General features: G+C 62.4%; 8 protein-coding genes, 3 tRNA genes and 1 rRNA gene (1 of these 12 cut by a window edge). 1 reads left to right on the forward strand and 11 read right to left on the reverse strand.

Annotated features, from left to right (window positions below):
• Window positions 1–135: 135 nt before the first annotated feature.
• From NYE40_RS19625 to NYE40_RS19635, 3 genes are all read right to left on the reverse strand, one after another.
• The gene (locus tag NYE40_RS19625; protein WP_339278820.1) at window positions 136–3,327 is read right to left on the reverse strand and encodes an MMPL family transporter; all 3,192 of its coding nucleotides are present in this window, start codon (window positions 3,325–3,327) and stop codon (window positions 136–138) included.
• A gap of 31 nt (window positions 3,328–3,358) precedes the next feature.
• Window positions 3,359–3,796: a MarR family transcriptional regulator gene (locus NYE40_RS19630; protein ID WP_339278821.1), complete on the reverse strand. Its 438-nt coding sequence runs from the start codon at window positions 3,794–3,796 to the stop codon at window positions 3,359–3,361.
• A 382-nt stretch (window positions 3,797–4,178) separates the two neighbouring features.
• Window positions 4,179–5,123, reverse strand: a complete 945-nt coding sequence (locus NYE40_RS19635; RefSeq protein WP_339278822.1) for a YafY family protein — start codon at window positions 5,121–5,123, stop codon at window positions 4,179–4,181.
• 115 nt (window positions 5,124–5,238) lie between these two features.
• On the opposite strand from NYE40_RS19635, the gene NYE40_RS19640 reads away from it, so the two are divergent.
• Entirely contained in the window at window positions 5,239–5,472 is a 234-nt protein-coding gene (locus NYE40_RS19640) for a hypothetical protein (protein WP_028598336.1), read from the forward strand.
• 28 nt (window positions 5,473–5,500) lie between these two features.
• On the opposite strand, the gene NYE40_RS19645 is transcribed toward NYE40_RS19640, so the two are convergent.
• The 8 genes from NYE40_RS19645 to NYE40_RS19680 all read right to left on the reverse strand — a co-directional run.
• On the reverse strand, window positions 5,501–6,601 hold the full coding sequence (locus NYE40_RS19645; protein ID WP_339278823.1) for a radical SAM protein: 1,101 nt from the start codon (window positions 6,599–6,601) through the stop codon (window positions 5,501–5,503).
• Window positions 6,602–6,722: 121 nt separating this feature from the next.
• Complete coding sequence (locus NYE40_RS19650) at window positions 6,723–7,634, reverse strand: NAD-dependent epimerase/dehydratase family protein (protein ID WP_339278824.1); 912 nt, start codon at window positions 7,632–7,634, stop codon at window positions 6,723–6,725.
• Window positions 7,635–7,735: 101 nt separating this feature from the next.
• A complete protein-coding gene (locus tag NYE40_RS19655) occupies window positions 7,736–10,246 on the reverse strand; it encodes a glycosyl hydrolase family 18 protein (RefSeq protein ID WP_339278825.1) in 2,511 nt (836 codons plus the stop codon).
• Window positions 10,247–10,367: 121 nt separating this feature from the next.
• Window positions 10,368–12,323 (reverse strand): glycosyl hydrolase family 18 protein, encoded by a 1,956-nt coding sequence (locus NYE40_RS19660; protein WP_101808134.1) that lies wholly within the window; start codon window positions 12,321–12,323, stop codon window positions 10,368–10,370.
• 641 nt (window positions 12,324–12,964) lie between these two features.
• A tRNA-Gly gene (locus tag NYE40_RS19665) sits at window positions 12,965–13,039 on the reverse strand.
• Between the two features lie 7 nt (window positions 13,040–13,046).
• Window positions 13,047–13,123: transfer RNA gene (locus NYE40_RS19670), tRNA-Asp, on the reverse strand.
• Window positions 13,124–13,156: 33 nt separating this feature from the next.
• Window positions 13,157–13,233, reverse strand: a tRNA-Met gene (locus tag NYE40_RS19675).
• Window positions 13,234–13,314: 81 nt separating this feature from the next.
• A 23S ribosomal RNA gene (locus tag NYE40_RS19680) occupies window positions 13,315–14,372 on the reverse strand (it continues 1,872 nt past the right edge of the window).

Here is a 14,372-nt window from a genome sequence, read left to right on the forward strand (position 1 = left end):
CCATAACGTCGTCGCGATTTACTATGAAAAGAGACGGACGCCGTCCTCCCCGCAACGCGGCAATAGCCCCGAAGCCAAAGCTTCAGGGCTAATTGCTGCGATCTGCGCCGCGCGCGGCGGCGGCCGGGAGACGGACTAGCGATCGGCCGTCAGGCTCGGCGCCGGCGCGGGCAGCGGCTGCTCCCGCTCCTCGCGTCCGCCCATGAACGGCCACCAGTTCGCCGCGCCGAACAGGCGCACCATGACCGGGATGAACAGCGGCAGGATCAGCACGGCATACAGGAGCAGGCCGATCAGCACGACCGTCGCGATCTGCATCAGCGACAGCACGCCGGACGGCAGCATCGCCGCGAACGTGCCGCCGAGGATGACCGCGGCCGACAGGATGACGGAGCCCATATGGCGCATCGACAGCAGGATCGCCTCCTGCGGCGGCAGATGCCGGTACTCGCGGAAGCGGTCGAGCAGGAAGATGCTGTAGTCGACGCCCAGCGCGATCAGCAGCACGAAGCTGAAGAACGGCACCGGCCAGCTGATGCCGGAGTAGTCGAGCGCCCGGCTGAAGATCGCTTCCGCCGCCGCCATCGACGTGTAGTAGGTAAGCAGCAGCGAGGCCATGATGTAGGCCGGGATGACAAGCGAGCGGAACAGCGCGATCAGGATGAGCGAGATGCCCGCCATCATGAGCACGACCGTGCGCGAGTAATCGGCCTGGGAGATCGTGTTCAGGTCATGCTGCACGCTCGTGATGCCGCCGATCGCATGCTGCGCTCCCGCGTAAGCCGTCCCCTCCAGCCCGCGCTCGATCGCGGCCTCCAGCTCGGGGATCCGGCGGAGCGTCTGCTCCTCGTACGGATTGGAGTCGAAGACGACGTCGAGCGTCGCCATCGTTCCTTGCGGCGAAAGATAGGTTGCCACCGCCTGCCGGAACGACTCGTCCTGAAGCGCCGCATCCGGCAGGTTCCAGCCGGTCAGGCTGCGGCTCGGCGACTTCGACAGCTCCGTCAGATACGACTTCGCCTCCGCGAGGCCGCCGCTCACTCGAGAGATGCCGTCGACGCTCTGGTCGAGGCCGCTCGTCAGCTGGCCGAGCTGCTCGTTCAGCTCGGCGAAGCCTTGCGACAGCTGCCGCTGTCCGCCTTGCAGCTGCTCGAAGCCGGCCGCCACCTGCGGCAGCTTTCCGATCGCCTGGCCCTGGCCGTCCGCCGCTTGCTGAATGCCCTTCTGCAGCGCGTCGAGACCTGCGGCCAGCTCGCGCAGTCCGCCGCCGAGCGCGGCCTGGCCGGCGCTTGCCTGCTCCAGGCCGCCGTTCGCCTTGCCGATGCCGGCAGCCGCTCCGGCCAGCTGGGCATTGGCCTGCTCCAGCCCCGCAGCCGCCTGCTCGGCGCCGCCCTGCAGTCCGGCGAGCGATTGGAGCGCCGCCTGGTATTGCTCGTCGGAGCCGAGCTCCGGATACTTTTCTGCGAGCGCCCCGAACGCCTGCTGCACGCCGCCCAGCCCTTGGGCAAGCTGCCGCTGGCTCGCCGCCAGCCGCTCATACGCGCCATGCAGCTGATTCAGCCCGCCGGCAGCCTCGCGATAGCCTTGCAGCAGCCGGTCGCTCGCTTCAGCCAGCTGCACGGCGCTACCCTGGGCCTGCTTCAGTCCGGCGCTGAGCTCCTTCGCTCCGACGGAGCCGTCCTGCAAGCCTTGCTGGATGCGGCGCAAGCCTTGCTCCAGCTCCTTTACGCCGCCTTGCAGCCTCGCCGTGCCTTGCTCCAGCTCGCCGGCTCCGGCCGCCGCCTTCTCCAGCTTGGGCGCGTTGGCCGCCAGGCTCGAGCTCGCCTCGGACAGCCCTTGGCCGATCCGGTCGAGCCCTTCCGTACTCTGGTCGATGCCGCTCTCGAGCGTGCCCGCCTGGGAGGCGACCTCCAGCTCCTGCAGCGGCTCGCCGGCCGGGCGCGTCGCGCTGCGCACGCTTTTGACGCCCGGCACCTTGGCCAGCTCTCGGCTGACCTGCTCCAGCGCGGCCAGCCCTTCCTTGCCGTCGAAGCTTTTATCCGCCCTCAGCACGACCGTGCTCGGCATCGAGTCGCCAGGCCCGAAGCTGTCCGAGATCAGGTTGAACGCCTTGACCGAATCGTACTTGTCGCCGATCTCCTCCATAGAGTTGAACGAAATCGCGTTGCGGTACGAGAGGAGCAGCGGCACGGCGACGACCGCCAGCACGAGCAGCGCCCAGACCGGGCGGCGCAGCGAGAAGCGGCCCATCCGCCCCCACAGCCGGCTATCGCTATGCGAGAGCGAGCCTTTTTGCGGCCAGAACAGCGCGTTCCCGAGCACCGCCATGAAAAACGGCACGAGCGTCACGAGCGCGAGCAGGAGCACTGCCACGCCGACCGCGACGGCGACCGCCGAGCGATAGAGGCCGAATGTCGAGAACCCGATCGAGGCGAAGCCGATCAGCACGGCGAGCCCGGAGATGAGCACGGTCCGGCCGGCGTTCCGGTACGTCCGTACGATCGCTTCTGTCCGATCGAGGCCGCTCGCCAGCTCCTCCTTGTAGCGGCTGATCAGCAGGATGCAATAGTCCGTCCCGATGCCGAACAGGATCGCCACCATGAAGATCTGCGTGAACGTGGAGAGCGGGAAGCCGGCGTATTCCGCGAGGAAGGCTACGACCGACTGCGACAGCAGGTAGCTGAGCCCTACGACGACGAGCGGCACGAACGGCGCGACCGCCGAGCGGAAGACGAGGAACAGGATGACGAGAATGAACACGACCGTAATATATTCCGTCTTGGCGAGTCCTTCCATCGAGCTGCGGATCTGGTCCTCGTTGATCATCCATTCCGACGTGTAGTAGTGCTCGACCTTGATCGTCGAAGCCGCCTCGACGAGCAGGCTTTGCAGCTCCTGCGGCTCCTTGCCGTCCGCCTCGATCGAGACGAGAGCGAGCATCGTCCTGCCGTCCTTGGCGACGAGCTGATCCTCCAGCTCCTTCCGGTCGAACGGCCCCGTCACCGATGCGATGCCGAGGCTCCCCTTGCCCTTCAGCTCCGCGAGGCCGCTCCGGATCTCCTGCCGGTCGGCATCACTCAGTCCTTCGTCCCGGTGAAAGACGAGCACGGCCGACTTCTCGTCTCCGGCGTCGCCGGCCACACGGCTCTGCGCTTCCTTCTCCTTGAGCAGCTTCGAAGCGGTCGAGGACGAATAGCCGTCCGGCACCGTGATCTGCCCCTTCTCCCGAACCAGCTGCTGCATATCCGGCGCCAGCAGCATCAAGCCTGCCGCCAGCGCGATCCATAGCGCGAGGACAGCCCACCGCCATTTCAGAATCGTTCTCATGCTCCACGCCCTCTCCCGGCTTGTTTTCTCTTTAGTCCTTCAGCCTGGCCGCCAGATCCTCGAACATCTCGATGAACTGCATGGCTTCTTCTTCCGTAAAGCGAGTAATATAGGCTCCAAGCGTCTCGCCGATGACTTTTCCCGCTTGCTCGGCGACCAGCCGCCCCTCCTCCGTCAGCGACAAATAGGTCACCCGGCGATCCCGGTCATCGGGACGCCGGCGGACGAGCTTCTTGTCGACCAGCTTCGTCGTGATGGACGTGATGCTGCTCTTGCCGACGCAGAACGTATCCGCCAGCTCCGTCGAGGTGCTGTCCGGATGCGCGCTCAAGTAGCGGATGATGCCGAACTGCTCCTGCGTGATTCCTTCCGGCAGCTTGTTCTGGATCAGCGCTCCGAATCTTCGGTTGACCTGAGAGCTCGCTCTTTCGTAGCGCTCAATAATTTCCTTCAGCTTGGTTTCCTGCATTCGCTTCTCCTTTTCGTACAAGTTCGAATATAGAACAATTAGATAATCGAACTTTATCACGAGAAAAAGCCGCCTGTCAAACCGACAGGCGGCATGCCGAACCGGTCGCAGCCAAGCGGCTCGCGGCCTAGCTGCTCGCGGCCAGCTTGTCATGCAGCCCCAAGGTCCCTGCGCAGCCCCACGATTCCTGCGCAGCCCCACGATTCCTGCGCAGCCCCAGGATCCCCGCGCAGCCCCAGGATCCCCGCGCAGCCTCAAGGTCCTGCGCGCCATCGCGCGCCTTCTATGCCTGCGATCTCTCAAGCGGCGCGCGGCAATCATCGCTTTGCGCGACCTTCCTTTTGCCATGCCTTTCTTCGCGGAACTTGCGGCGCTCCGCCGCTCAGGAGCGATCCTCATAAAGCTCCACCATGTCCTGAGCCATGCGCCGCATCTCCTGCGCCACCTCGGGCGGATCGAGAATCTTGACGCGGGGACCGTAGCTGAGCAGCCGGGAGTACAGCCAATAGCCTTTGTGGCGGGTGCAGGCGACCTCCAGCCAGCCGTCCTCGCGCTGCCGGATCGCCTGCGGCGGATATTCGTCCCGGACGCGTGTCCGGACGGAGGGATGGAACAGCAGGCGAAGCTCGAGCTGCTGCTCTCCGTCCGATTCCCAGCGCCGGTCCAGCTCCTCGATCGTCATCGCATGACGCTCGAACCGCTCCTCCAGCGGCTCCAGCCGCTGGATGCGGTTCAGCCGGAACGTCCGATAATCTTGCCGGAGCCGGCAGAAGCCGTACAAATACCAGACCATATCCCGCAGCACCAGCCCGATCGGCTCGATCTCCCGCTCCGACTCCTTGCCCTCCCAATTCATATAAGCCATATGAATCGCACGGCATTGCTCCAGCGCCTGCCCCAGCTCCTCCAGCATTTTCTTCTCGCGCTTTCCGCCTCGCCACGGATTAAGGTCCAGCACGACCTGGCCGGCGTCCTTCTCCCGTTCGGCGCCTCCCTCGGTACGGCTGAGCAAAGCTCCGACCTTGTCGAGCAGGCGCCCGAGCTGCTGCTCGCTCCAAGCGGCCTGAACGCCTTTGAGCGCGATCAGCATGGAGCGCAGCTCCTCCATGCTGAGGTATTGCCGGTCGATCCGGAACGTATGGAGAATCTCGTAGCCGCCGTCCAGGCCGGGATAGGATACGACCGGCACGCCGGCCGCGTAGAGCGCCTCCAAGTCCCGATAGATCGTGCGCACCGACACCTCGAAGCGCTCGGCGAGCTCCTGGGCGCCGACCCTGCGTCTGCCCAGCAGCAGCATCGTGATGCCGAGCAGCCTCGCCAGCTTCATTTCTCTTCCGCCTCCTTGGCGACCTGCGTTAGTGCTTCCTTGCTTTGGGGTAAGGAAGACAACCCCCTCCTAGCCGATCCGGCAGCGGAGACAACATCGAAAAGAGGTGCTCGACTTGACCGACCCGAAAGACAAGTCCCTCCGATCCACGACTCCTTCCGTGGCCGATCGGGACCATCCCGAGCAGTACCCGACGGAAAAAGAAAGCCTGATGGATCAGGATCCCGCCCAGCAGCACGTCGATCCCATCCCCGTCGAGGACCTGACGATCGAGCAGCAGGATGAGAAGGACAAGACGCATACGAAGGATGACTCGTCCAGCGCCCGGAAGTATCGCACGGGCTTCTGAGGCGCTTGTCCTCGCCCCCGGCTCGAGCTTAAAAGGGGAGCGCCATTTGCTCCAGCACTTCCTTGACTGGCCCCCGGCTCGCTTCGGCCGCGGGGTCTTCTCTGCGCGCGGCCAGCCGCTGCCCTAACGAAACGGAGCTGCGCTGCGGCTCGAACGCGGCGAGGCCGCCGTCCGTAGGGCCGCATCCGTCCGCCGGGCCGCCGCCCGGCGGCCCGGCGCAGGCTTCGCCGCTCCACCGCCCCGGCTCCTCCACAGCCGGCAGCGAGCGCGGCAGCCCGTAAAGCAGCCTAAGCTCCTCGATTCGCACTCGCAGCTCTTCCTCGTAGCTGCGAATGGCATACGCTCCCTGGAAGATCCGCTCATACTCCGGCAGCACTTCCGGAGCCGCCTCGCGAAGCACGCCGTAGTACCAGCCCTTCACCTCGGGCGTCAGCCGCAGCAGCGAGCTCATCAGGAAGAGAGCGCCACAAGCGCGGCTCGCCTGCATCAGCTCCTGCAGGGCGCTTCGGGAATCCGACAGCAGCGGCAGGATCGGGGCGGCGAATACGCCGGCCGGCAGGCCGGCCTCACGAAGCTCGTGAAGCGCCTGCAGGCGCGGCGCAGAGAGCGGAGAGCCCGGCTCCAGACTGCGGATGAGCCGGTCGTCCAGCGTATGGAGACTGAAGTTGACCGACAGCACCCGGCACTGCGCGAGCAGGTCCAGATCCCGCAGGATGAGCGGCGAGCGCGTCGTGATCGAGACGGGAACCTGGTAACGGGCGAGCACCTTCAGGCACTCCCGGGTAATCCGGTGAGTGCCCTCGGCCGGCTGATACGGGTCGGTAGCCGTGCCGATCGCCACATGCCCGATATCCCGCGCCATCGCAGCCAGGTCGAAGCGATGCCGCGCCGCCATCCGGTGCAGCTGCCCTTCGAGCGCGGCGGCGGCGTTCTCTTTGACGAGAATGCGGCTCTGGAACTCGTCCGCTCCCATGCCGATGAAGGAGTGGAACGCCCTGGCATAGCAGAAGCTGCAGCCATGCATGCAGCCGCGATAGGGATTGATCGACCAGCGGAAAGGCATCTTCTCTTCCTTGACCTTCGTCAGTAGCTGCTTGACTCGTATCAGCTCCGCCTTTGCTGCCGTCATGGCCTGCACCCCCTACAAGCGAACATTTGTTCTATATAGTGGAGTATAACACGCCCCTCCGGCTGCGGCAACCCGCTTCAACGCAAAAACGAGCTGCCGGAGCAGCTCGTCTCGCTCAAAATCAGGACAGGCCGGAATCGCTGCGGCCGGCTCGCTCGAGCCGCTCTTCGGCCAGACGCCCGATCAGTCCGGGCAGCCAGTCCTCCTGCCGCTCGAACCGGAATCCGGCCTTTGCCGCCTTGCCGCCGTCCATATACCAAGAGCCTTCGACTCCATAAGGAGAGCCGTTCTGCTCCGTCACCTCCGTCGTCAGCCGCGGCCGCCTGCCGGTCGCCGAGCCGATCATTCCGGCAAGCTCCCGCAGCGGGATGCTGCCTCCGGAGCAGGCGTTCACCGGACCGCTCAGCGGCGCCGACTTGAGCCAGCTCAGCAGCCGGCCCGCCTCATCGGAGCGGATGAACTGCACCCTCGCGTCCGGCGAAGGCATGCCGATCTCCAAGCCGGAAGCGACCCGCTCCACATGCCAGTGCAGCCTGCGCGTGTAGTCATCTTCCCCGACGACAAAAGGCGGCCGTACAAAAAGAGATTCCATGTCCGCCTGAGCCGCGAGCACCGCCTCCGACTGGCGCTTTCCTTCCGCATAGCTGAGCGAATGGCGGTCGGTGCCGGTCACGGGATAGCCTTCCGGCAGCCAGTCCTCCTCCCGCTGAGCCCGTTCGGCCGGCTCGTAGACCGCGAGCGAGGAGACGAAGACAAACCGCCCCGTCCTTCCGGCGAACGCCCTGCATGCCAGCCGCGCCTCATCCGGCGAGTAGCCAATCATGTCGTAGACGACATCCCACTCCCGGCCCTGGACGGCCGGCAGCAGCGAGCTTTCCTCGCCCCGATCCAGCACCAGCCTTTCCGGCTCGCCCTCGTATGTGACGTCCGTCTTGCCGGTCGAGCCGACCGTCACCTCGTGGCCTTCCCGCAGCAGCTCGTCGACCAGATGCTTGCCCATGAATCTCGTTCCGCCGAGCACCAGAATCCTCATGTCCTCATCCTTTCCTGTTGCCTCCCTTGTCGTATTCGTTCCCACGCGCAAAAAAACCTGCCTCCGGCGATGGAGGCAGGGCAGCTTGCAATTGGGACCGCTCAGGCCAGTTTCCACAGAGCGGGCGTCGTGGCCGGCTCCCATCCCGCCAAGGCGGTATGAGGCTGCAGGCACGCATAGGTCTTGCCGCCGTAGGTTGCTTTGTCCCCGGCTTTGTACGCCGTGCCCGGCGTCCAGGCCGCAGCTCCCGGCGTCGCGCTCGGCGTTGGCGTCGTACTCGGCGATGGCGTCACGCTCGGCGTTGGCGTCGCACTTGGCGTCGGCGTCGGCGTCGCGCTTGGCGATGGCGTCGCGCTTGGCGATGGCGTCGCGCTCGGCGTCGCGCTCGGCGATGGCGTCGCGCTCGGCGTCGCGCTCGGCGATGGCGTCGCGCTCGGCGTCGGCGTCGCGCTCGGCGATGGCGTCGCGCTTGGCGTCGGCGTCGCGCTCGGCGTCGGCGTCGCGCTTGGCGCTGGCGTCGCGCAGGCTCCTGCCGCCTTCCACGGTCCATTGGCTCCGCTCAGATCCGGCCGATCTCCTTGCGTCCACCATTTCGCCTCGTAGACCGAACCGTTGTACGAAGCCTTCTGGCCGCCGACATACACCGTCGTCGCGCTCCAAGCCGCCGCCGTGCATAGGCCCGGAGTCGGCGTCGGCGTTGCGCTTGGCGTCGGTGTCGCGCTCGGCGTCGCACTTGGCGTCGCACTTGGCGTCGGCGTTGCAGTCGGCGTCACGCTTGGCGATGGCGTCGGCGTCGCTCCCGGCGACGGGCTCGGCGCCGTTCCGTACAGCTTTTCATACTCGGCTTTCGAGGAGCTTCCGTTCAACGTCACCCGCTGAGGCCCGCCGGAGAAGTTCAGCTTCATCATGCCCGGAATGTCCAGCGTCGCGCCGTTCGCGATCGTCTGCGTCGCCGTTCCCGTCAGACGGTAGCGGTTGAAGTCCCACGCCGTGGAAATCCGCTCGACCGAACCGGCTCCCCACGCGGAGGTCAGCGTCGTCGTCGTCGGCAGATCGAACTCCAGCTTCCATCCCCCGGCGATATCCTCTCCGGTGTTGTTCGTGATCTTGAGCGAGTATGTGTAGTTCGGATGATCGTAATTGCCGCTGAACGCGATGCTGAAGTTTTTCGGCGCAGGCAGCTGCGGCTTCGCGGCTCCTCCGGGCAGTCCGGCCGTCTTCAGCTTGTTGTAGGCGAATTCGGTCAGCGTATTGCCGTACGTGTACGTTCCGTCGGCCGCCTGCGAGTAGTCGCCGGTCAGCTCCCAGAACATCATGCCGCCCAGGCCCTTTTCCTTGATGTAGTCCAGCTTGTATCCGAGCGATTCGGTGTCCTCATAGGTCAGGAACACTTTTTTGCTCGCGTTGAACAGGTAAGGCGTTTTTGTCACCGGGTCGAAATAACGCTTGTTGGCCGGGTCTTTGAGCAGATTGAGGATATGCCAGATCGGATTCGCTCCGGCCGGCTGCTCCGGCGCGGGATCGTTCCAGATGCCGAACTCGCCGTCCGCCCCTCCTCCGGTCGTCGGCGCCGTTCCGTACAAGCCGGTGTTGTCGATGCCGCCGTTCACGTTTTTCCAGCCGCGGGAATAGTACGGGACGCCGATGACGATCTTCTCCGGCGGCAGCGTGCCGAGGTAGTAGCGGGTCGCCCAGTCCGTGTTCAGCACCGGCGTGCCGAGCGCGGCCGTTTCCGTGTCGCGGGCGTCCGGATACAAGGCGGAATGAGGACCGACATAGCCGTTCCAGGCGCCGTGGAAGTCGTAAGTCATGAGGTTCGCCCAGTCGAGATATTGGTTCGCCTCGCCGAGCTTCATGCCGCCGAGAATCCAGCTCGACGCCGTCGCGGCGACGGTCAGATCGTATTTCTGATTGTCCTGAGCGCCTGCCGCATCCAGCTTCTCGCGCAGCTTTTTCATCAGCAGGATGTAGTTATCGTAGTTCACCTTGCGCAGCGGCTCGGCGACCGAGAAGTCATTCGGATTGCCCGATTGGCCCGTGCCCGACGGATATTCCCAGTCGATATCGACGCCGTTGAACTTGTACGTCCGCAGGAAGTCGATGACGCTGTTTGCGAACGTCTCGCGGCCCGCTTCCGTATTCGCCATATTATAGAAACCGCCCGAGCCCGCCCAGCCGCCGACCGAGATCAGCGTGCGCACGTCCGGATAGAGCTGCTTGTACTTCACGAGCTGGTTGAAGTGGCCCTTGAACGGAAGCTCGGCGAGCTGCCCCGGATAATCCTTCTCGACAGCCGCCTTGCGGTCCATGATTTCGATCTTGTTCTGAGCGTTTACTTTGGCGAAGGCATAGTTGATGTGCGTAATGCTTCCCCACGGAATCTTGTCGACCGTGTAGAAGCCTTTGTTTTCCTGGTCTCCCCATTCCGGAAAATAAGCGACGATCTTGCGGGGATGGTCGGCTGCCGGGGCAGGTGCCGACGGGCCTGTTCCAGCCGCGGCCTTCGTCAGCGCGATGCCTGGTCCATAAAGCGGAACGAGGACGATCAAGGTCATCAGAGCGGCGAGCAGGCGGGCCGCCGGCTTAGCTTTGCGATAGCTCATGGCGTTCATGCGATTCGATTCCTCCATGCGGATTGATAGATTCGTTGAGGCTGAGCATTGAAAAAGCCCCTTTTCGTCCATTCCAGGTTCGGTTCGGAATGCCGCGAAAAGGGGCTGCAGGCTGGACAGCTTATTTCAGCTTCCAAAGAGCGGGAGTCGTAGCCGGCTCCCAGCCGGCGAGCGAGGTGTGAGGCTGCAGGCAGGCATACGTCTTGCCGCTGTAAGTCACGACATCTCCCGCTTTATACGCTACGCCTGCAGCCCAGGCAGAGGCGCCTGGCGTTGCGGACGGCGTCGGCGTTGCCGTAGGTGTAGGAGTCGCGCTTGGCGTAGGCGTTGCCGTCGGCGTCGGCGTTGCGCTCGGTTTCGGCGTTGCGCTTGGCGTAGGCGTCGCGGTCGGCGTTGGCGTAGGCGTCGCGCTCGGTGTCGGACTTGTCGTTCCGCAAGTGCCGGCTGCCTTCCAAGGACCGTTCGCTCCGCTCAGATCCGGACGATCGCCTTGGGTCCACCACTTCGCTTCGTAAATCGTGCCGTTGTAGGAAGCCTTTTGTCCGCCCGTATAAACCGCCGTCGAGCTCCATGCCGTCACCGTGCACGTGCCCGGAGTCGGCGTCGCGCTTGGCGTAGGCGTTGCGCTTGGGCTTGTCGTCGGTGTCGGCGTGACGCTCGGCGTGGCGGTTGGCGTCGGCGTCGCGCTCGGCGTAGCCGTCGGTACCGGCGTCGGCGTTGCGCCCGCATAGCCGAGATCGGAGGCCAGCTTGTTCAGCAGCGTCTTGTTGCGGTCGCCGCTCGTCTCCCAGAACATCGCGCCGGCGAGACCTTTGGATTTCAGGTAGCTCGTCTTGAAGTCGAAGGATTGAACATCGTCATAGCTGATGTACGTGCCGTTGGTCGGATTGTACAGGTAAGGCACCTTAGCGGCATCATTCCAATAGCGCGTGTAGCCGTTCTTGTTGATATAGTTCGCTTCCAGATCATAGAAGTCGTAGCTGCCCTTCTCCCAAGTTCCCGTGGAGGAAATGCCCGCGCAGACTTGGTACTGTCCATTTCCTGCCGTCGGACAGCCGCCCCAGCCTCGACCGTAGAAGGCCATGCCGAGCACGAGCTTGCTTGCCGGTACGCCTTTGGCAAGGTAGGTCGTGACAGCCTTGTCGATGTTAAAGTTCTGCGGATCCGTCAAGCCGCTGGTTGCGGCCGCCGTATCATAGTACAGCGGAGCATTGTGGCCGCTTGTCTTGTTCCAGCTGCCATTGAAGTCATACGTCATGATGTTGATCCAATCGACGATGCTGGCGATTCCGGCCAGGTCGTTGTTCTGGATGTAGGTCGGGCCTGCTCCGGAAGCGATCGTCAGCAGATAATCCTTGCCGTCGGCTTTTTCAGCCGCATCGAGCTTCTCCCGGATTTTCTGGAGAAGCAGGACGTAGTTCTGCTTGTCTTCCGGCCGGTAGCTGTTGCCATCCAGGCCGCCGCTGACCGGATATTCCCAGTCGAGATCGACGCCGTCCATTTTGTATTTGCGAATGAAGTCGACCGATGAATTCGCGAATACTTCGCGAGTCGCCGCGGTGGCCGCTACATCGGAGAAGCGGTTCGACCACGTCCAGCCCCCGATCGAAATGACCGTTTTCAAATCCGGGTTTTTGTCCTTGAGCTTCCACAGCTGCTTGAGGTTGCCTTTGATCGGATCGTCCCATTTGTCGTCTCCGAAGCTCTTCTGAGCGTCGATCCATGGATCGCCCAGCACGACCGTACCATTCGGAACGTTGATCGCTTGGCCCGCTTCATTCTGACAGGACCAGGTCGTCGGGTTCGGCCCCGTCGGATCTGGATTGCCGTGCTTTCCGTTCCAGCAAATATCGGCGAAGGCGTAGTTGATGACATTCATTTTGCTGGCATCAATATCCGTCACGTTGTACGCACGGCCGTATGCCGCCCAAGAGGCGTAATACCCTACGATCTTGTAGTTTGATGCGGCGTCGGCCTGCTTCACTCCTGCGCTGAAAGAAGGGATAATCGAAAGGGCTAATGCCGCGACCATCGCCAATGCATAGCTTCTGCGGAATTTACGAGATTTGATGATCATTCATGTCTTGCCTCCCTTATGGATTTCAAGTTATGAAAGCGTTTTACAAGAGCGGTAAAATCCATTCCACCTCCGTGCTCCAGCTTCTCCCTCACCTTGATTCCTCTCATGAACATAACGAATCATGTAATTTCAAAATCAATTGACGCAGCCACAACTCGTAGCGGCAAGCAGAGAAACGGCAATTGGTATCGCTTCCTTTTTGGAATCAGCCGGATTCGTCGCTTGCCGAACCCGGCATTGATTCAAGCATCCGGGAGCGCATAAATCTCCCGTTCTTACAGTCCATCTTCTTGGGCAGTTTTTATGACATAGGGGGCGGTGAAGGTAGTTCTAATTGTCGGTGAAAAGCAGCGAATCCGCTAGGGGGACAAATCAGAGCGGGCGGGGGAATTTTTTTCTAATCGGGCAGTCAAAGCGCGGCAATAGGGGAAAGATTGTAGCGCGAACGTGAAATTCTTTAAATAACGCGAATTGAATCATTTCGGAGATAAATATAAGAAGGAGTTTGAGAAAACGGCTCCACGCCTAGCTGTTTGGCCTGGCAGCTTCAACCGATTCCATGTCTGAAAGAACAAGGAGGGGGAAATTTTAGTTGTAGACAAAAAAAAGCCGCCCCATGGGCAGCTAGTTGAATTCAATGGAGCGGAAGACGGGAATCGAACCCGCGACCCTCGCCTTGGCAAGGCGATGCTCTACCGCTGAGCCACTTCCGCAAATAAATGGCGGAGCTGACGGGATTCGAACCCGCGGTCTCCTGCGTGACAGGCAGGCATGTTAGGCCTCTACACCACAGCTCCGAATGAAGAATCAGTTCTTATGTAGAAAGAGATTGGTTGCGGGGACAGGATTTGAACCTGTGACCTTCGGGTTATGAGCCCGACGAGCTACCGGACTGCTCCACCCCGCGCCAGTAATCATCTCTTCAGGACTTGCGCCCTGAAAACTGGATCGAACGAAATGCCGTGCTGACCGGCTGTTCTTGCTTGAATAGGATAAGCCCTCGACCGATTAGTACTCGTCAGCTGCACACGTTGCCGCGCTTCCACCTCGAGCCTATCGACCTGGTCGTCTTCCAGGGGTCTTACATACTGGGAAATCTCATCTTGAGGGGGGCTTCGCGCTTAGATGCTTTCAGCGCTTATCCCGTCCGTACGTAGCTACCCAGCGGTGCTCCTGGCGGAACAACTGGTACACCAGCGGTACGTCCATCCCGGTCCTCTCGTACTAAGGACAGCTCCTCTCAAATTTCCTACGCCCACGACAGATAGGGACCGAACTGTCTCACGACGTTCTGAACCCAGCTCGCGTACCGCTTTAATGGGCGAACAGCCCAACCCTTGGGACCTACTTCAGCCCCAGGATGCGATGAGCCGACATCGAGGTGCCAAACCTCCCCGTCGATGTGGACTCTTGGGGGAGATAAGCCTGTTATCCCCAGGGTAGCTTTTATCCGTTGAGCGATGGCCCTTCCATTCGGTACCACCGGATCACTAAGCCCGACTTTCGTCCCTGCTCGACTTGTTGGTCTCGCAGTCAAGCTCCCTTATGCCTTTGCACGCTTCGAATGATTTCCAACCATTCTGAGGGAACCTTTGGGCGCCTCCGTTACATTTTAGGAGGCGACCGCCCCAGTCAAACTGCCCGCCTGACACGGTCCCTTCACCGGCTTCACGGTGACAGGTTAGAACTCCGATACGATCAGGGTGGTATCCCAACGGCGCCTCCACCGAAGCTGGCGCTCCGGCTTCCTAGGCTCCCACCTATCCTGTACAGATCGTACCAAAGTCCAATATCAAGCTGCAGTAAAGCTCCATGGGGTCTTTCCGTCTTGTCGCGGGTAACCTGCATCTTCACAGGTAGTAAAATTTCACCGGATCTCTCGTTGAGACAGCGCCCAAGTCGTTACGCCATTCGTGCGGGTCAGAATTTACCTGACAAGGAATTTCGCTACCTTAGGACCGTTATAGTTACGGCCGCCGTTTACTGGGGCTTCGGTTCACAGCTTCGGGTTACCCCTAACCGCTCCCCTTAACCTTCCAGCACCGG

The sequence above is a fragment of the Paenibacillus sp. FSL W8-1187 genome (genome assembly GCF_037965485.1).
GTDB lineage: Bacteria > Bacillota > Bacilli > Paenibacillales > Paenibacillaceae > Paenibacillus_O > Paenibacillus_O pasadenensis.

Bases quoted from the DNA above. Each gene is read 5' to 3' on its own strand.
- NYE40_RS19625 (WP_339278820.1), bottom strand. From the start codon at position 3,327: ATGAGAACGATTCTGAAATGGCGGTGGGCTGTCCTCGCGCTATGGATC.
- NYE40_RS19630 (WP_339278821.1), bottom strand. From the start codon at position 3,796: ATGCAGGAAACCAAGCTGAAGGAAATTATTGAGCGCTACGAAAGAGCG.
- NYE40_RS19635 (WP_339278822.1), bottom strand. From the start codon at position 5,123: ATGAAGCTGGCGAGGCTGCTCGGCATCACGATGCTGCTGCTGGGCAGA.
- NYE40_RS19645 (WP_339278823.1), bottom strand. From the start codon at position 6,601: ATGACGGCAGCAAAGGCGGAGCTGATACGAGTCAAGCAGCTACTGACG.
- NYE40_RS19650 (WP_339278824.1), bottom strand. From the start codon at position 7,634: ATGAGGATTCTGGTGCTCGGCGGAACGAGATTCATGGGCAAGCATCTG.
- NYE40_RS19655 (WP_339278825.1), bottom strand. From the start codon at position 10,246: ATGAACGCCATGAGCTATCGCAAAGCTAAGCCGGCGGCCCGCCTGCTC.
- NYE40_RS19660 (WP_101808134.1), bottom strand. From the start codon at position 12,323: ATGATCATCAAATCTCGTAAATTCCGCAGAAGCTATGCATTGGCGATG.